General features: G+C 37.6%; 17 protein-coding genes. 12 read left to right on the top strand and 5 right to left on the bottom strand.

The window, feature by feature from the left end:
• Window positions 1-2 precede the first annotated feature (2 nt).
• From H4J75_RS04140 to ftnA, 6 genes are all read left to right on the top strand, one after another.
• On the top strand, window positions 3-710 hold the full coding sequence (locus H4J75_RS04140) for a DNA-3-methyladenine glycosylase I (RefSeq protein ID WP_182215325.1): 708 nt from the start codon (window positions 3-5) through the stop codon (window positions 708-710).
• A 5-nt stretch (window positions 711-715) separates the two neighbouring features.
• The gene (locus tag H4J75_RS04135) at window positions 716-1,504 is read left to right on the top strand and encodes a class I SAM-dependent methyltransferase (protein ID WP_182215390.1); all 789 of its coding nucleotides are present in this window, start codon (window positions 716-718) and stop codon (window positions 1,502-1,504) included.
• Window positions 1,505-1,743: 239 nt separating this feature from the next.
• Window positions 1,744-3,690: a methyl-accepting chemotaxis protein gene (locus H4J75_RS04130; protein ID WP_182221429.1), complete on the top strand. Its 1,947-nt coding sequence runs from the start codon at window positions 1,744-1,746 to the stop codon at window positions 3,688-3,690.
• 111 nt (window positions 3,691-3,801) lie between these two features.
• On the top strand, window positions 3,802-3,975 hold the full coding sequence (locus tag H4J75_RS04125) for a hypothetical protein (protein WP_182215318.1): 174 nt from the start codon (window positions 3,802-3,804) through the stop codon (window positions 3,973-3,975).
• 20 nt (window positions 3,976-3,995) lie between these two features.
• On the top strand, window positions 3,996-4,469 hold the full coding sequence (locus H4J75_RS04120; RefSeq protein WP_182215316.1) for a peroxiredoxin: 474 nt from the start codon (window positions 3,996-3,998) through the stop codon (window positions 4,467-4,469).
• Window positions 4,470-4,618: 149 nt separating this feature from the next.
• On the top strand, window positions 4,619-5,146 hold the full coding sequence (ftnA, locus tag H4J75_RS04115; protein ID WP_182215314.1) for a non-heme ferritin: 528 nt from the start codon (window positions 4,619-4,621) through the stop codon (window positions 5,144-5,146).
• A gap of 74 nt (window positions 5,147-5,220) precedes the next feature.
• On the opposite strand, the gene H4J75_RS04110 is transcribed toward ftnA, so the two are convergent.
• The gene (locus H4J75_RS04110) at window positions 5,221-5,523 is read right to left on the bottom strand and encodes a winged helix-turn-helix domain-containing protein (protein ID WP_182221428.1); all 303 of its coding nucleotides are present in this window, start codon (window positions 5,521-5,523) and stop codon (window positions 5,221-5,223) included.
• A complete protein-coding gene (locus H4J75_RS04105; RefSeq protein WP_182221427.1) occupies window positions 5,523-7,028 on the bottom strand; it encodes a hypothetical protein in 1,506 nt (501 codons plus the stop codon). Before H4J75_RS04105 ends, H4J75_RS04110 begins: the two co-directional genes overlap by 1 nt.
• A 245-nt stretch (window positions 7,029-7,273) precedes the next feature.
• Between H4J75_RS04105 and H4J75_RS04100 the strand changes: the two genes are divergently transcribed.
• Window positions 7,274-8,458: an NAD(P)/FAD-dependent oxidoreductase gene (locus H4J75_RS04100; RefSeq protein WP_259366356.1), complete on the top strand. Its 1,185-nt coding sequence runs from the start codon at window positions 7,274-7,276 to the stop codon at window positions 8,456-8,458.
• A gap of 117 nt (window positions 8,459-8,575) precedes the next feature.
• Here H4J75_RS04100 and H4J75_RS04095 read toward each other — a convergent pair whose 3' ends face one another.
• Together H4J75_RS04095 and H4J75_RS04090 are read right to left on the bottom strand one after the other, a co-directional pair.
• Complete coding sequence (locus tag H4J75_RS04095) at window positions 8,576-9,484, bottom strand: sensor domain-containing diguanylate cyclase (protein ID WP_182221426.1); 909 nt, start codon at window positions 9,482-9,484, stop codon at window positions 8,576-8,578.
• 26 nt (window positions 9,485-9,510) lie between these two features.
• Entirely contained in the window at window positions 9,511-12,507 is a 2,997-nt protein-coding gene (locus tag H4J75_RS04090; protein ID WP_182221425.1) for a DUF3857 domain-containing protein, read from the bottom strand.
• Between the two features lie 189 nt (window positions 12,508-12,696).
• Here H4J75_RS04090 and H4J75_RS04085 point away from each other — a divergent pair, with 189 nt between their 5' ends.
• From H4J75_RS04085 to H4J75_RS04065, 5 genes are all read left to right on the top strand, one after another.
• Window positions 12,697-12,912: a cysteine-rich CWC family protein gene (locus tag H4J75_RS04085; protein WP_182221424.1), complete on the top strand. Its 216-nt coding sequence runs from the start codon at window positions 12,697-12,699 to the stop codon at window positions 12,910-12,912.
• A 138-nt stretch (window positions 12,913-13,050) separates the two neighbouring features.
• On the top strand, window positions 13,051-13,836 hold the full coding sequence (locus H4J75_RS04080; RefSeq protein ID WP_182221423.1) for a CPBP family intramembrane glutamic endopeptidase: 786 nt from the start codon (window positions 13,051-13,053) through the stop codon (window positions 13,834-13,836).
• Window positions 13,837-13,901: 65 nt separating this feature from the next.
• Window positions 13,902-14,846, top strand: a complete 945-nt coding sequence (gene pip / locus H4J75_RS04075; protein WP_182221422.1) for a prolyl aminopeptidase — start codon at window positions 13,902-13,904, stop codon at window positions 14,844-14,846.
• Window positions 14,847-14,984: 138 nt separating this feature from the next.
• The gene (locus H4J75_RS04070; RefSeq protein ID WP_182221421.1) at window positions 14,985-16,841 is read left to right on the top strand and encodes a M61 family metallopeptidase; all 1,857 of its coding nucleotides are present in this window, start codon (window positions 14,985-14,987) and stop codon (window positions 16,839-16,841) included.
• A 245-nt stretch (window positions 16,842-17,086) separates the two neighbouring features.
• The gene (locus tag H4J75_RS04065; protein WP_182221420.1) at window positions 17,087-17,518 is read left to right on the top strand and encodes a hypothetical protein; all 432 of its coding nucleotides are present in this window, start codon (window positions 17,087-17,089) and stop codon (window positions 17,516-17,518) included.
• 458 nt (window positions 17,519-17,976) lie between these two features.
• Here H4J75_RS04065 and H4J75_RS04060 read toward each other — a convergent pair whose 3' ends face one another.
• Window positions 17,977-18,630 (bottom strand): hypothetical protein, encoded by a 654-nt coding sequence (locus H4J75_RS04060; RefSeq protein WP_182221419.1) that lies wholly within the window; start codon window positions 18,628-18,630, stop codon window positions 17,977-17,979.
• Window positions 18,631-18,639 lie beyond the last annotated feature (9 nt).

The raw sequence follows: 18,639 nt of genomic DNA, 5'->3' as shown, positions 1-18,639 counted from the left end.
TAATGGAAAAATTTGACTCACTTTATCAACGCGCCGCCGAACGTAAAGGTGGTGCGGCTATACTCAACCTCTTATTAGGTGATAACCAACAAGATCATTTAGTTGCCAAGTTAGGAGACGATAGAATTTTATCGGCCTTTAGCAAAAAGATCTTTCAAAGTGGTTTTGTCTGGCGTGTAGTAGAAAATAAATGGCCAAACTTTGAAGAAATGTTTTTTAATTTTGATCTCGCTAAAGTCTTAATGATGCCTGAGGAAATGCAAGAACGTAAAGCGGCAGATGCGCGAATTATTCGCAACTTTAATAAAGTAAAAACTATTCAAGCTAATGCCCATATGATGTTTGATGAAATACATAGCGATAATAGCCAGCACGATAGTTTTGCTAAATTTATTGCGGCATGGCCAAGCAATGACATGATAGGTTTATGGGATTACTTAAAGAAAAAAGGTCAACGTTTAGGGGGCAATACTGGCCCCTACGCTTTACGTGCTATCGGTAAAGATACCTTTTTACTTACCCGTGACATTGAAGCCTATTTCCGTGCCAATAAAATTATTGACGGCGGACTGCAAAGTAAAAAAAGCTTAGTTGCCATTCAAAATGCTTTTAATCAATGGCAAAGTGAAAGTGACTTATCACTGAGTCAACTCAGCCGCTTAGTTGCCTATGCAACCGGCGATAACAATGTTCAAGTAGAGTTTGATTAATGGATATGTCTAGAATAGCGGTTGGGTACCTTGATAAAACCGATGTTGATTTAGCTAAAAAAATTGCTAAAAAATGGCAATTAGCCTATATCGGTGACAGCGCTTCAGTTACTAAGCATCCAAACTTACTGTTTTTATTACAAGTCAACTTTCAAGAATTAGAACTTATCAAGCTTGATGAGCCTAAACTCGGTGGTATTAAAGTAGACTTTGTTGATGGCGCGGTTGCCCACCGACGAAAATTTGGTGGTGGACGCGGCCAAGATATAGCTAAAGCGATTGGACTAAAACATGGTTTTACTCCACATGTACTAGACGCTACCGCAGGCTTAGGACGAGACTCTTTTGTATTGGCTACCTTAGGTTGTACAGTAACCATGAAAGAACGTATGCCTATTGTCGCAGCACTGCTAGAAAATGGCTTAGAGCGCGCTAAATTGAACAGTGAGGTCAGTGATATTGCCAGTCGTATGTCACTAGTTCATGCGGCAACGATTGAAGAGTTGTCATTCACTCAACAACCTGATGTTATTTATCTCGACCCTATGTATCCACATCGTGAAAAATCGGCCGCAGTGAAAAAAGAAATGCGCGTATTCCAATCACTCGTCGGTGAAGACTTAGATGCGGATGATTTGCTTGAACCGGCATTGAAATTAGCAAAGTACCGTGTTGTGGTTAAACGTCCAAGCTATGCGCCACCATTAAATAACAAATCGCCTTCAACCAGTATAAAAATGAAAAAAAATCGTTTTGATGTTTATGTGAATCAGGCAATTCCTAAAAACAATTAACCTTGTATCCCTCGTTTAAACAGTCGTTAAGATGAATAACGGACTACGCTGTATTTACGCAAGCCCTCGAAACGACTTTCACTGGGCTTGCGGTACATTTTAGCCTCTTGAGTTAAAATTAATAAAATCTAACCACAACACACTTCATACTTGTTCAGTAAACATTTGTCATAAAACCGCAACAAAGATCAGTAAGAATCGGCATTAATTTATCTGTGAATACCCTTCAAGGATTGACTATGCGAGTATCAAGTTTTTCACGACTGTCTGTTATTGCCATTAGTATTTTTGCCGTTATATTCGTTGCAACTATGTATCATGTTGGAACTTCTCTTACATCAAGTCGGGGCCAGTACGCTGAATATCATGCATTAAAAACGTTAACCACCGTTAAGTTTTATCGCACCATTGCAACCTATCTACAAACTGGTGATGCCAGCATGCTTAATGCCGCACAAGAGCAACTCAACGAAATAATTACACGATCAACAAGCTTGGATATTGGTAACTTAAGCCATAACATTACTGAAGAAGCGGGCAAACTTAATAAAAATATTGAAACAAAGTATCGTGCCATGGGTAAGTTAAGTGGTAACCCACTCGCTTTGCTTCGTAACAGCGAACAGAATATGGTAGCTATTACTCACTCGCTGATAAAATATGCCTCTGAAAGTGAGGCGCTAGACGAACAGCAGCGCATAAATTATTTAGTAACAGTGAGCAATATTGCTCGCGCATTAAACCATTTAATCAACACGCGTGAAAAGTTGTTCCTTAGCCAAAACATTAGCGATACCGGCTTTAAAAATGCTTTACAAGAATTAGCACAACGGCATCAACAATTAACAAATTATCCTTTATTGGCTATTTTCCTTGAAAGCGACGGTAATACTGATGAAGATGACTTTTTTTCCAATGACGATGACAAAGAAGACATCAGTGAAGAAGCGATTGATGAACTCAATTCACTCATTAATCGTTATCAAAGTGAGTTTGAAAACACCCTAAACTCACAGAATCAGCGCACCGCTGGCTTAGCACTACTCAAGAAAAATGTTACTGCATTAGAAGATATTATTCTTATCGCTGAAACAGAAATACTAAAAAAACAACAAGTGTTGAATCAGCAACTTTATCGAATAGTTATTGGTTTGCTATCCTTTTTAATCTGTTTCTTAGTCGCCAATTACTGGTTGCAACGCAGTGTTATTTTAAATCCGTTACGTAAATTACGAAATGGCTTTGTTCAACTTGTTGAACAAGGAAAGGTTGATAACATTACTGATATTTCGGCGGAAACTGAGCTTGGAGAAATATCGTCCAGTTTTAATAAAATGGTCAACAAACTTGCACAAGATGATAAAGCAAAAGCACAACAGCTTGATTTGGTCGCCAAAGCATTAACAACCATGGAAAGCCAAGTTAAAAACATTTATCAATCGTCAAATAGTACCAGCACGCATGTGCAAGGTGCTCGTGAAATTATGAATGCATTAGGCCAAGCGACTGAAACGGTAAACACGTTGTCCGAGCAGGTTGTAAACAACGCACAAGCGACTCAACAGGCAATGGAAACAAGTCAAAGCCGAGTTGCACAAGTGCTCGCCGCAAGCGACTCAACCAGCATCGCGGCACAACAAAGTAAAAGCGCAATAACCTCACTCTTTCAATCTGTTGATAGTGTTACCTCTATTGTTGACGTTATTAGTGCCATTGCCGACCAAACTAACCTACTGGCTTTAAACGCGGCAATTGAAGCCGCAAGAGCGGGTGAACACGGCAGAGGTTTTTCTGTCGTTGCCGATGAAGTCAGGCAACTAGCCGGTAAAACTCAAGATTCACTTAAACAGATATCACAACGCTTAGACCAACTGCAAAGTGCCAGTAATTCAATTGAAAAAACAATTATTGATATAGAAACAGCATCCCTCAATCAAAAAACAATTGCTGACCAATTACAAGAAACTGCGTTAGAAGTGACCGGACAGGCTAAAATATCCGCCACGGTCGCACAAGACTCTCTGACGCAAATAACGCTGCAACGCCAACATTTTATCGCTTTTGAGCAAGCGATGAGTAATGTTGATGAAGAAGTGAGCAACTCTCAAAAGCTTGCTAATATCATTTCAATTGATGTGAATAACCATGTTAGCGATATTGGCTTAACGCTCGATAAAAGCGCATAACACTTAATCATGCTGCTAATTAATTTAACCGTTTTTAACGATAAATAGATGCATGTCGGTGCGCTATATCCTAAAATGAAACAAGTAATGATATTCATTTTAGGATAGTTTATGGCAAAGGCGCTTTGTAAGTGGAAAAAAAAAGACATAGAAAAAAGTCTTCACGAACTTGCTCGTATTGTTGATAAACCATGTTTTATTTGTAAAGACTGTGCTCGTTCTGCAAACAGCAAAGATTTTTTATGTAAAGCGATAATACTGCCTTTACCCCATCAACATAGTTAACGTTAAATGAGAAGAATTTTATGATTGAAGAAAATAAACCCATGCCTTCAGGCGAATTGTCACAGTTAAAAGACGGCAACATGATTACCCATAATACCGATGAGCTTTTTGCCAACAAAAAAGTGGTGCTATTTGCCGTTCCCGGTGCTTTCACCCCAACTTGTTCAGCCGCTCATTTACCCGGCTATGTGGTATCAGCGGATGAATTAAAAGCTAAAGGTGTCGATGCCATTATCTGTTTATCGGTAAATGATGCTTTTGTAATGAATGCGTGGGGCGAAGCACAAAATGCTGAAAATATTATGATGCTTGCTGATGGCGACGGCAGTTACACTAAAGCACTTGGTTTAAGTATGGAGACCGCAGGATTTGGTGGTTTACGTTCTCAGCGTTATGCTATGGTCATTGAAAACGGTACAGTAACAAATTTACATATTGAAAAGCCTAAAGAATTTGAAGTAAGTACCGCTGAATCTATTCTAAAAACACTATAGATGAGATGTAATGATAATGATTTGTGTTATTTATCATATTGTTTTTTATGACTTTTAAATCTTACAAATCAAAAATGTTACACTTTATAGCTTGTGTCCCAGCCATAGAACAGGCAAAATTTACTGATATTTTTTAATGAGGTACCAACATGTTAAAACCTGAAATGGTCAAACAACTAAATAAACAGATCAACTTAGAGTTTTACTCTTCCAACTTGTACTTACAAATGAGTGCCTGGTGTGAAGAAAAAGGCTTTGAAGGTGCAGCAATATTTATGCGTAAACATGCGGCAGAAGAAATGGACCACATGACACGCTTATTTACTTATGTCAGTGAAACAGGGGCATTACCTATTATAGGTACCATAGATGCGCCGCCACACGAATATAAGTCATTAGCTGACGTTTTCGAAAAAACTTATGAACATGAATGTTCAATTACCGAACGTATCAATTCTTTAGCGCATCAAGCCTTTACTAACCAAGACTATTCAACGTTTAATTTCTTGCAATGGTATGTAGCTGAGCAACATGAAGAGGAGACTTTGTTTAAAAGTGTCTTAGATAAAATTAACTTAGTAGGTCAAGACGGCCATGCTTTATTTTTTGTTGATAAAGATTTAGCTGAAATGGCTAAAGTAGGTACTACAAGTATCATGACGGGCGCACCCGTTTAGTCACAATCAATAATACACTGTATAAAAAAGGCTTCAATATGAAGCCTTTTTAAATAATAACCTATCATTATTCGTTAAAAAACATACCCTTCACCACGAAAAGTTTTAATTCGTGATTTGTCAGTGTTCACCAGTAATTTTTTTCTGATGGTTGAAATATGCATATTAATACTTCGATTAGACTCGACCAGGCTACGCTTAAATATATGCTCAGCGATATTTTCACGAGTAACTAGTTGTGGAAAATCACTCATCAGCAACCACAATAAATTAAATTCTAATCCGGTCAGTGTAACCAACTGGTTGCAGCAATAAACTTCTCGACTACCCAGAAAAATCTCTACATCGGCGATTATAATTTTATCAGATATCAACATTATATTGTTTGATCAAACAAACTCACTTTATAACCAGTAGGAGCAGTATCATCAACTTCAACAACCATAAATTGCTCTTTAGATTCTTCATCTAGGATAAGTTCAAAAGCATTTAAGATGATCTCACTGCTGTTGTCTTGAGCAACCACATAAACTTGGTAGGTATTATTTTTTAAATACACGAGCTCGCTGTTGGCAAAGCTAACGGCTGTTTTATAAAAAGCACTCTCAATGGTTTCATCACTTCGGACAAAATAAATAGTAAACGCACCAAATTCAGTACTGTCGACAAGATTAACCATTTTAATTTCATGATCATAAATACTTGTTCTACTACTATTACTAACAACTAACGAATGCACATCTAGCTGTATCTCATCAATATTACCATCACCGTCTTCATCAACATCACCATCTCCATCGTCATCGACGGCCACTTCATCAATATAAAAGAAAGCGGTTTTATGGCTATTTTCTCCTAAAGAAAGTAAATGGTTTTTCAACAATACCTCATTTCCATCACCGACAACCAAATCGACACTGTAGTCTCCTTTAGCAAGTTCAATAGGCTGACTTAACACACCTAACGATAAGGCTTCAATTTCTGGAGAGTCGTCTATACCATTTAAATATAAGGAAAATTCACCTTGATAATCAGGTAGCAAGTCATGCTTACCAATCGCATTGTACGCATTAAGTTTTGCTTCTGAGTCAGAATCAATAAATGATTCTATGAGTGAATTAGACATTTTATCAAGCATATATGGTGAGCTTCCCACACCATCATTTTCACGTATTGCGATGATATATTGGCTACTGTATGAAAAGCTTATATCATTCGAATGAAACAAAACTTCAGTGCTTCCTGGTGTCGTGATATAAAAAATATAATCATCTTGGTCAAATTTTTGATTAACCGATAATTCTTGATAACTGTAGCTACCAATAAAGTTAGCTTCATTGAAGGTTTCATCGGCTTTAGATAAATAGACATCGATTCCTTCGCTATCGTCATGCATGTTCAGCACTCTAAAATTGAAGCGATCGTAGGTATCATCATCTTCATCATCAATAATATCTATATCGTAAGTGGTCACTGAAGGCGCTAAAATATCTTCTCCGATGACAATCAATTGAATCGCATCATTGTTAATTTTTATACTATCGGTATAAACGACCGTTAAGTCGCTACTGTCTGTGCTATCGCCATCTTGCCACGCCAGTTCATAGAAGTAAGAACCATTGTCTACAATGTTTGCGTTTGATGCACTGCCATAAGGGACACCGTTATAAGTAAACTCAATGTCATCGTCACTGGTCGAAAAATCTTCATCTATCGTTAAATAGATCGCAGGAGAATTCTTCGTGGTGTTGTAGAGCTTCACATAACCTTCTGCATTAGAGTCACTATCAGACCCACCACAGGCTGAAAGACTTAATATTACCGTTGTTACCATTAAAAACTTTATTCTTTTAATGCAAAGTATGTACTTTTTAGTATTCATTGACTCACCTAACTCTTTATTGTTGTCTGCGCTTTATTAGCCGTTTAAATATTGCCAATGAAATTTTGGCAGCTTCAATGGCAATAGAGTCACGTGCTGCTGATTAGTTCTGACCTTTACACAATCTTTGCATTTCTTTATCTTGGCGGCTTTTTGTTTAGGCAACATCTCGTGTAATAACACGACTATTCAAGATATAATGATTTATAAGAAATAAAGTAAACTTAAAATCATAGGAAAATGCTTTGCAAATTGACGTGTTAGTTATTGGTGCAGGTGCTGCAGGATTGATGTGTGCCGCAACAGCGGGTTATCGAGGTAAGAAAGTCGTTGTCGTCGATATGGGCAAAAAACCAGGCCGTAAAATACTGATCAGTGGTGGCGGACGCTGTAATTTCACTAATGAAAATGCCGGTGCTGAACACTATATTTGCCAAAATCCTCACTTCATAAAATCAGCATTAAGTCGTTATTCAGCACAAGACTTCATTGAACTTGTTGAACGCCATGGCGTAAATTATCATCATAAAACATTAGGGCAGTTATTTTGTGATGACAGTGCAAAAGATATTGTTGACGTTTTGATGACCGAATGTGATTGGGCAGGCGTTGAAGTTAAAATGCGTAATGAAGTACTTTCAGTCACTAAAACTGACAGTGGTTACCAAGTCCAAACAACAGAAGCGAGTTATAGCTGTAAATCATTAGTGGTCGCCTCTGGTGGCTTAACAATGCCGAAGCTTGGCGCAAGTCCTATTGGCTATAAAATAGCAGAACAGTTTGGCTTGAATGTATTACCAACAACAGCGGCATTAGTGCCTTTTACTTTACATGATCACGATAAAACCCGCTTTGATGGTTTATCTGGTATAAGTATATTTACCGAAGTCACTAGTGACAGCGGCGAAACCTTTAAAGAAAATATTTTATTTACCCATCGAGGTTTGTCTGGCCCCGCCATTTTGCAAATATCCTCTTTTTGGCAAGCAGGTCAAGCAGTAACCATTAATTTGTTACCCGATCACAGCTTAAATGACATCATCGCTGAATGGCGCCAGCATCAAGCGCAAAAATCGCTTAAAAATTTGCTCGCGACCTTACTACCAAAAAGGTTCATTGAGTGCTTAATTGAAAGCAAAGACATTCCTGACAAAGCGGTTAACCAACTCAACCATGCAGAAATTCAAGCCATTCATGCTTTTATTCACCAATGGCAAATCAAGCCTAATGGTACTGAAGGTTATCGAACAGCGGAAGTTACACTTGGCGGTGTTGATACCGACGAATTATCTTCAAAATCTTTTGCCGCCAAAAAGAGCGATGATTTGTATTTTATTGGTGAAGTGATTGACGTTACGGGTTGGTTGGGTGGTTATAATTTTCAAGCGTGCTGGGCTCAAGGAGTGGCGACCGGCTTGGCGGTAGTGTGATAAATAATAGTATCTTAGTCTGCGCTATTCGGGTTGTGATTCTAACGTCTACTAAGAACTACGACCTATAAAACCACTACTCATCAGTAGTTATGCAGATTTTTGTTAAACCCCTTTTTAACAAATCTGGTTACGACCATTACATTTCGCTTGGTATAAGCGTTTATCTGCATTATTCATTATTTGGTCAATCGATTTGATCTCATTTGAATTTTCTACCACACCCACTGATACTGTGATCTTTAATGATTGATTTTCAAAAGGAATAATAAGGGTTTCTATTGATGCTCTTATTCGTTCGGCAATGATACTGGCATTATTTTTGTCGGTATTAGGTAATAATATGGCAAATTCTTCCCCACCCACCCTAGCAAAAGTATCATAGCTTCTGAGGTGCGTCTGAACATTGTCTGCAAAACCCTTTAAAAATGCATCACCGGCAGCATGACCAAATTTATCATTAATATGCTTGAACTTATCTAAGTCCAAAAACATTATTGAAAATAGTTTGTTTTTCCTGCTACTTCGATTGAACTCGGCCTCAGCTTTTTCATAGAAATAACGGCGATTATAAATACCGGTAAGAGAGTCGGTAGTAGCAAGCTTTTGAAATTGTTCAGACATTAGCTGTAACGCTCTCGCGTTTGCCTTTTTTTCTGTAATATCTGTGATGTACATATAAAGGTAATCATTGTGAACAATCTGTTCGGTAACGAGAAACCACTTACCATCTTGGGTATCGACTTCAAATGCTCGATAAGGACAACTTCTTCTCTTCGCTGAGGCATGAGATAACCAAGCTTCTAAAGTTGTAAATTCAATATTAATCCCTTTTGAATTATTGAAGCAGTCTGCACTTAGTTCAGAAAAGCTTTTGTTAAGCGCCTCTTTAGCAGACATACCAAATAATCGACCAATAGCATCATTACAATAAATGAGACGATCATCTCTATTGAAAATTCCTACTCCATCTTTAGTTAATGCTAAAGACTCAATGATTATCTTCTCAATTGAAATGTCCATCATTTACTTATCCCATGACAAAGATACCGCTAACGTATCTTAGCTAACTCCCAAAGTGCCGTTAACTTATCGACAAATAATTTATCGCCTGCATTTGTCGAAGCAACAAACAGTTTAAAATTAGTGTCATCAAGACGAGTAACCGTCACTATGGTATTTTCATCTGTTGCTTTGCCATAAGTAACACTGATGTCTTTAATCTCATGAAATTGGACTTTTTCAAGCTGGAAACCATCATTGTCATCTTGCCAATAAGAGAAAACTTCTTTATCGGTAAAGCCATTTCCGTCATCACGAATAGTTAGAAAAGCATCACTATAAAAATAATGGATCGTTTCATCGGCAGCAACAACATTCTGTCGATAAAGATATTTCATGTCGTGTTGCATAATTTCATTTTGCGAAATAACCGAATCACTTGGCAAAAAAGGCGTTTCTTGGGCGACGGTTAAACTCAGCAGTGGTAAACATAATATAATCGCAACAATGCTGTGTATATTCCATCTTGAATTGTACTGAATGGCCTCACTGTTTCGATCGTTAATACTATTAATGTATTTTACAAAAGGAATGAAGAGTAAAGGTAATAGCATTATCAATACATTCAAAACCTTTTGCTCTGTATAGTTACCCACTAATGAGAGTATTAAATACACCAATGCAAAAATTACCGCTATAAAAGGCAGCATCACTTTGTTTTTATCAAAACGTTCAATACTGTCATTTTTTAATGCTAAAAATAGTGGATAGAACCAAATGATAGAAAAGAAACCTCGTACGATTGGCATGATATCGCTTTGCTGTTTTTGCTTAATAACCTGCCAATTTCGATACATCCAATAGGCACTATAAAGTCCAAAGGTAAAAAATGACAGGGTAATAAATTTAACTAATGCTACTGGAAAAAAATGACTATTAGCAAATACCGGTCGTTTATTAGACTCGATTCGCCAGCTAACAAGAAGTGCAACCAAGCCGATAGCATAAGTCCACATTGCGATAAGCATCCAACTCGCTAAAGGGCTTTCTTCATCGTCAACGTCAACCATACTGGTTGTCTGTTTCGCATATTTAGTAATGCCATAGTAAGCTTTACTTCTTAACGTTTTTCTTGCAGCAAGATAACTTTCCACTTCATTTGCCGGAATATGATCAGTCTTAGAGCGGTATTCAAAAGTTAAGTTTAAGATATTATCGGTAAAGGAAACATCGCGTTTAAAAAAGAAAAAGTCGTTGTCTTCAACGAAGCTTTCATCATCAAATTCCCAGTTTTGTTCTTCGAATTCTAAGGTGATTTTATTAATGATATTATTTGGGTAAGCGAACCAAAGCGGCGCTACTCTTGCGACTTGCTTGGGCTTATAAACAGCATTTCTGATATCCGTAGGATAGAAGCTTCTTTCATAATCAACCTCTCCTTTTTTCCAAAATTCCTTAATCGTGTAGCTTTCGGCCAATTTCAACACGCCTGTTGAATAATCTGTTGTAATATCAACGGCGGAAGTGGCTGTTAATTTAGGATAGGTACTTTGATAAAAGGTTTCATAGTCTGTGGAAAGTTTCTTTTTACCCGCTTGTTCAATTTGACTGTGCTTAGTTTGCGCGGTATCACCTAAATATTCACTGACAATATAATAGGGTACTGCTTGCTCTACATTTTCGCCAATAACATAACGGTCTTCAACATGAGTATAAGAATTTGACTGACTATTAGCCATTGATGTTAAAGCTGTTTCTCCCGATTTAACTACCAACGCAAATCCATAATCGGGTTGGAAAAGGTAGGCTAAACGCCCTTCTTGATAACTTAACGTCGGATCTAACCAAATACGTTTACCATTAAATTCTAAGGTAACAATAACGTGATTAAACAAATTAACCGCAGGGAGTTGTTCAACAAGAAATTTAGTTTCTTCGGTATTAACTAAGGCGGGATATGCATCAATGCCCAATGCCTTTAACAGCGTAATAAACAATAAGGCTTTGTCTTTACAGTCGCCATATTTCAACGCTAAGGTTTCATGGGCCGGTGTCGGTAAATGGGAATTAACCCCCATTTCTAAGCCAACATAGCGTATATTGTCTTGCGTATATTTTAATGCTGCTGCAATTTGCTCTGCTTGGCTTTTATTTTTTTGCTGAAGCTCATTAGCAATTTCAATAATCGTTTTATGTTGTTCACTCGGTTGATATAAGGTTTCAGCCCAGACAGCAACATCGCCCCAGTTTTTACTTTCACTAAATGATACTAAGCCATAAGGTTCATACCAACCCGGCACTTCGCTTGCTGATGACAGTGTTTCAGCGTTATGCATATGCACTTGGTATTCGGTGTACTCACCCAGTTTTTTTTCTGTAATTGGCACTGACACATTGCGCGTGCTGGAAAATAAAGGCTTACTTTTCCCCCAAAGCACTCGAACAAATTGATCTCGTATTGGTACACTCCAACTCAGTGTTCGGCTATAAGCGAAAATACCTTTATAAACCGGGTTGTCGCCATAACGCGTAAAACTATAATCAATGGTGTCACCCTCTTGAATATCGTCAATAAGGATATTGAGTGTTAAGGAGCCATTGTAAATTTGATTTTCTAATTCGGTTTCTCGGTTTAATAATGAAATCTTTGCACTCGACAATTTGTCAATACGTTGCCCATCTCGAATAACGAACAAGGTATTGAGTACCAGCTTTCGGTAAGTAGGGTCAAAATCGAGATTTATTTGCGAGATATAATCAACACCAGCTTGGTTTACAACTGTTTGAACATAGCGAGAATACCAAGCACTTTGTTGTTTTTCAGATAATTTCCTTTGTGAATCCAGTAATTGATAAAATACACCATCGGTTATTTCGTCTACGGGAATGTCTTTTGCTAGTGTGATATCACGAGACTCAACCCAAGTAGGGGCTGCTTCAATATAAATGTCATCATATTTTTCGCCGTGCGTTAAGCCGCTCAGTAAGAGTAATAAGGCACTAACGATAAATATTTTTATTGGGGGTAAAGAATTGAAAATACGCAAAAAAAATCCTTTTTGTTTTTATTATCTAGCTAGTTTGCCTTTAATGAGGTCAATAAAGCAACATTTTTAACAACATTAGCCATGCGAATCAAAAAACTACACTACCCATAAAAGTAAAGTCAGCTTAGGTTTTTCTTGCTATGCTTGTCGAGCTACACTGTCGCCCTACAATTCAAGCGTAAATAATCTATGACTATAAATATAGAGACCAGCAACTGCCCTCTTTGCCAACAAAAAAACCGTTGTGATGTCGATTCACCTGAGCAATGTTGGTGCACTTTAGAAGAAGTGCCCAGAGCCTTAATTCAACAAGTTCCTGATAAAGCCAAGGGTAAAAGTTGTATCTGCCAAGCGTGTATTAGAAAATTTAATTTAACTGAAAAAGATAACTTCACCGCACTTTAACGAAATTCTCAACTCGCTAATCTTTTAAATATTTAGCACTGCAAGCACTTAATCAGCAGAGAAAAAACACTTTGCCTATTTACTGTAAATGATACTACTGAATGTTTTCTCTTTATGTCCTAATACCAAGGAAAAGCAATGTTAGCTGATGCACAAAAAATAGCGGTAACATTAACTGAAACTCGTCGCCCGTGGAGCGCTACAGCAACGTTAGGGTTAACCTTACTGTTTTTCATCCTCTACTTTATTATTTCGATTACTGTTCTTGCTATAGCCGCAGGCATAGAAGTCGCCGCACCAGCAATGAGTATAGATCGCGTCCTAACCGCTGGGGTAAAAATAAGTCAAAGGTTAGCACTCGATGGTGACTTTAATGCGATTAACTATCTGATCACGGCTTTATGTTTAACCCCCTTGATCTTTTATTGCGCAGCAAGAAGAAAGCTAACAACAGCTGCGGCCTATTTAGGTTTTGACAAATGGCCAAATAAAGCCAACTTCATTAATTATAATGTTGCCCTAATAGGTTATTTTATCTTTTCTTACTTTGCCTCAGATGCCTTAGGTATAAAAACGCCACAAAGTATGATAAATATTTATAACACTACTGATTATCTATTATTGCTCTTTATTGCCGTCGTGATAGCCGCCCCATTTTTTGAAGAACTTCTTTTTAGGGGCTTTATCTTTAAAGGATTAGCAAGCTCGCCTTTAGGTGTTATTGTTACGATTATTATAACCAGTGTGTTATTTACTTTAATTCATGCGGGCCAGTACGATATAAACATACTCGTGGTATTATTGCCTTTAGCCATTATTTTAGGTGTATCACGCTATAGTAGCGGTGGTATTTACCTTCCGATTTACCTGCACTTTATAAATAATTTATACTCCAGTGTAACTATGTATTTATTCATGAACTAGCTAGATAGCGATAACATTAACCCTAGTGAGATTAATTCATTTCATTATTAACGATGAGCGTAGCAATGAACGAACTTTATCCAGAAATCACACCTTTTGATCATTTTTTATTACCCGTTGGTGACCAACATAAACTCTATGTAGAACAATGTGGTAATCCAAAAGGACAAGCCGTTGTTTTTATTCATGGTGGACCAGGAGCTGGATGTTCAGCCAATGACCGACGTTTCTTTGATCCTGAGAAATATCTCATTATATTATTTGACCAACGTGGCTGTGGTCGTTCGTTGCCTTTTGGTAGTTTAGATAATAATAATACTCAGTTATTAGTTGCCGATATTGAGAAAATTCGTCTAAAGCTAAAGATTAAAAAATGGCATGCTTTTGGTGGTTCTTGGGGATCAACACTGGCTTTAGTCTATGCACAAACTCACCCTGAATCAGTGATCAGCTTGGTATTACGCGGTATTTTTTTAGGCCGTGCCGAGGATACTCGATGGGCATTTGAAGGAGGAGGTGGTACTCGAATTTTTCCTGATTATTGGCAAGAGTATCTTGATGCTCTGCCTAATGGTGAAATTCAGACCGGTGTTAAAACAGCCTACGACATTATGACAGGTGACGATAGAATAGCCGCAGAGCGAGTTGCACAAGCATGGGCTAAATGGGAGATCCGTTGTTGCACGCTAAAGCCTAACGAAGAGTTTGTTGCTGCACTCACCGGCGATGATTCTTCTTGGACTCTCTCTCGTCATGAGGCTCATTATATGGTGCATGGCTGCTTTTTATCGGAAAATCAGATACTAAAAAATTGTCATAAGATTGAAAATATTCCTATGGTTATTGTTCATGGCCGTTACGATATTGTCTGCCCTTTTGACAATGCTTGGCTCTTACATCAACAACTGCCAAATTCTACATTGTTCAGTACAATTGCTGGCCATGCTTCAATTGAACCGGAAACAAGAGATCAGTTAATTAATGCCACCAATAAAATGCTAACGCTATAATATTGTTTATTATGAGCTTTTTTTTAATGATATGGGTTGCTTACTTTCATTATTGTTAAAAGTACTACTGTAAAAAATAGTAATAATTCTCTACACTAAGCCAATAATTATACAATATAAAACGCTTAGGGTTAAAAAATGAGAATTGCCCCCACAGTTCTTTTAGCATTAATAGTGGCTTTTTCAAGTCACTCATTACCTGTTAAAGACAACGTTATACATTATAAAGTGACTTTCGAAAACGCGGTTCATCATGAAGCGCGAATTTCGGTAACCTTTCCAGACATTGAAAGCCAAGTTTTGACCGTTCAAATGAGCCGCACCTCTCCAGGGCGCTATGCTTTACATGAATTTGCTAAAAACGTTTATAACGTGACTGCTGTAAACAGTATGGGCGAGTCCTTAGAAATTACGCGACCTAACCCTTATCAGTGGGCAATCGACAATCACGATGGTGAGGTAACCGTAACGTACACCTTATTTGGTGACCGCGCTGATGGTACTTATGCTCAAATAGACAGAACACATGCTCACTTGAATATTCCTGCTACGTTTATGTGGGCATCAAACCATGAGAAGCGTCCTATAAAAGTAACATTTGAACCTTTTAGTTCAACATGGAAAGTGGCCACTCAGCTACAAAAAACCCAAGATAAATATACCTTCACTGCCCCCAACTTAGCCTATTTTATGGACAGCCCAACAGAGCTTAGTGACCACCAAGTAAAAAGCTGGACTGTTCACTCAAGTGGCAAAGATTACCAAATTAACTTAGCTGTGCATCACAATGGTCTAGAGGAAGATTTAGTTGAATTTACCCGTCAAGCTAAAGCTGTAGTTGCTGAACAAATTAAAGTTTATGGCGAATTACCTGCTTTTGATTACGGAGAATACACTTTTATTGCCTGTTATTTACCCCACGTCAATCGCGATGGCATGGAGCATAGAAACTCAACAATTCTCACTAATACTCAATCATTAGATGAAGGGAATTTTTCACAATTAGGCACCTTATCACATGAGTTCTTTCATGCTTGGAATGTTGAACGCATAAGACCTAAAGCATTAGAACCTTTTAACTTCAGTGCTCATAACATGACAACAAACTTATGGTTCGCCGAAGGTTTTACTTCTTACTATGACAAATTAATGATCCGCAGAGCGCAAGAGTCTACGGTTGATGAATACTTAAAAGCTGTTACCAAGACGGTTAATCAGGTTGAGCAAGTACCTGGTCGAAAATTTTTCACCCCTGAAGGTGCGAGTATGCTGGCAACGTTTACTGATGCGGGTACTGCTATTGATAAAACTAATTTTAGTAATACCTTTTTCAGCTATTACAGCTATGGCAGTGCCATGGCATTAGCACTAGATTTATCTATTCGCCAGCAATTTCCAGGAAAATCACTTGATGATTTTATGAGAAAAATGTGGACAGATTTTGGTAAACCAGAAATTCCTTACACCCGTGAAGATTTGCGCCACACCTTAGGGACTTTATTAAATAATGATACCTTTGCTAAGCAGTTCTTTGAGCAATATATTTATGGACAAGTAAAACCTGATTACGCATCACTATTAACTCATGCTGGCTTAAAAATAGTTAGTGCTCACCCAGGTGATGCTTTTTTAGGTCAGGTTAAATTTAATTTTAGTGGCGAAGCTGCCATTATTGAGAAACCAATAAAAATTGGCTCTCCTCTTTATCAAGCAGGTCTTGAACGTACTGACCAAATAGTTAAAGTAGGTCGAAGAACTATAGGTAACGACAGTCAATGGACAAGTGCATTAGAGCAATTTAAACCGGGTGAAAGTACAACGATTGAATACATTCAACGTGGCGAAAAACTATCAACCACGATTACCTTTATTGAAAATCCAGAAGTGAAAGTAATAGCCCTAGATGATGAAGAGATAAGTGAATCACAAAAAGCATTTTTATTGGCATGGCTTGGCGCAGATAAACCAGAAGAAAATAGCGATAAAAATAAATAGAGTCCTGACTCCTAACCTGTAAAAGTTATGCGAGAAGTAAAGTTAACCTAACCATTAACTTTACTTCTTTCAATTGCTTATTGTAAGTTTACATTTTTATCACTTTTATATTACATTTATTACAAATGATAATTATTACCAATAAAGGCTTTATTTTTATGGTGATTCAGTTGTAATATATCGGCTATAATTTGTTGTTATGCTAAGAGCTAGTTTCTTTTTAGCGTATTTTATAGGACTTGTTTGTGTCATATTGCCAAGAAAAAATCGAAGAGTTTACTCATCCCATAATTCATTTATTAGGCGAGCAATTAACATGGCGCTGGGAAGACAGATTTTCCGCTATGCTGTCTGAATTCTCTCGTGATAAAAAAGATAAAACGCTAGACGCACTTCGCCAACAATTTCAACATGAATGGAATAAAAAAACGGCAAAAAAAGCACCACAAGAAATTAAAGAATACTTAGGTCCCTTAATTAAACTTAACAAAGATCAACTTATTTTAGCTCGACCTGCCACAGATTCAACACCAGCGATTATAGCGTTATGGTGGCCTTGGGGACACGGAGGCACGTATTCATTGCGTTTAGCCGTATTAGATTCACCTTACGAATACGATGAGTCTGCGCAAAGTGATGGAAAGTTCCTTAGCCGCATAAAGAATATGTTTTCTTAATGAACATCGACAATAAATCCGATATTGCAGTCTCTTACTTTTAAATCTATACCCACCCGATCTATTTAGGTTCTATTTGTCTATATGAAAATTAACACCTTGCTCTGATAATACCTTGATGAAGTCACTTTTACTGCACTGTGCAACTTGCTGGCAAACAATAAGGTATTTATCTATGGCGGGTTGGTGGTCTTGTAAGGCCGCTTCTTGTAGCCAAAATAGTGCTTGGTTTAAGTCTTGCTCACCATGCTTACCTGTGATGTAAAGTTCAGCTAAATTAACTTGCCCAAGCTTATAGCCTCTTTCAGCTGAGAGGTTGAATTTTTCAAAGGCTAATTCGATATGGTTATCTATATAGCTCGCTTCTAAAAAAGCTAAACCTGAATTGTTCTGTCTTGCGCCAGGGAAGTAAGTACTACTTAAAAAACGCTTTTTCGCGGTTACAACGGGCTTACCCCTTAATTCATTTTTAATCGGTCTTTCAACCCGATAAATAGCACCTTGCGTGCGAATTTTATGTAATTCAGCAAAACTGTAATGATATTCTTTTCTTGAAAAAAACTAAAGTGGGTTACATGCCCGACTCTAATGCTTTCATCTGCACCATGCTGCATACGATAAAATAATCGGCTATAGACCACGGTTGCTACATCACCGGTAATATCAGTAACCTTCCCAACACGGTATTTTTCATTGGGTCGTAACTCACTAGAAAGATACCGAAAATCAACATGGTAGAAGTCATTAACAGCAGGGTTTTCGATAAACTGATCAGACAATTGATGTTGCTTGATTTCACCTTGTACTAAGTAACCTAGGAACATTAACGTTAAAAGCGACCCTAAAAATTTACTGAACAATCGCCAAGCGGGAAATAGATTTTTTGACAATTCTTTGACACGCTGTTTTGGTAAAGTCGCTGCATCGGTTTGAACCCAGCATTGCTGACATTCAATAATAGTACTTTTTTTAACCGGGTAAAATGGAATAGACTCAATAAAAAAGAAGGCATATTTAATCACGCCTTTCACCTGATGATGCTTACAACCACAATCAGGACAAGTTAACTCATTGATTATACTACCTTCAATCATTGATTCACTGTATTCCATTTTATACTC

The sequence above is a fragment of the Colwellia sp. BRX10-1 genome, assembly GCF_014077545.1.
Classification (GTDB): domain Bacteria; phylum Pseudomonadota; class Gammaproteobacteria; order Enterobacterales; family Alteromonadaceae; genus Colwellia_A.
Note: the sequence above shows the minus strand (reverse complement) of the source record. Positions and strands in the feature narration are given on the sequence as shown.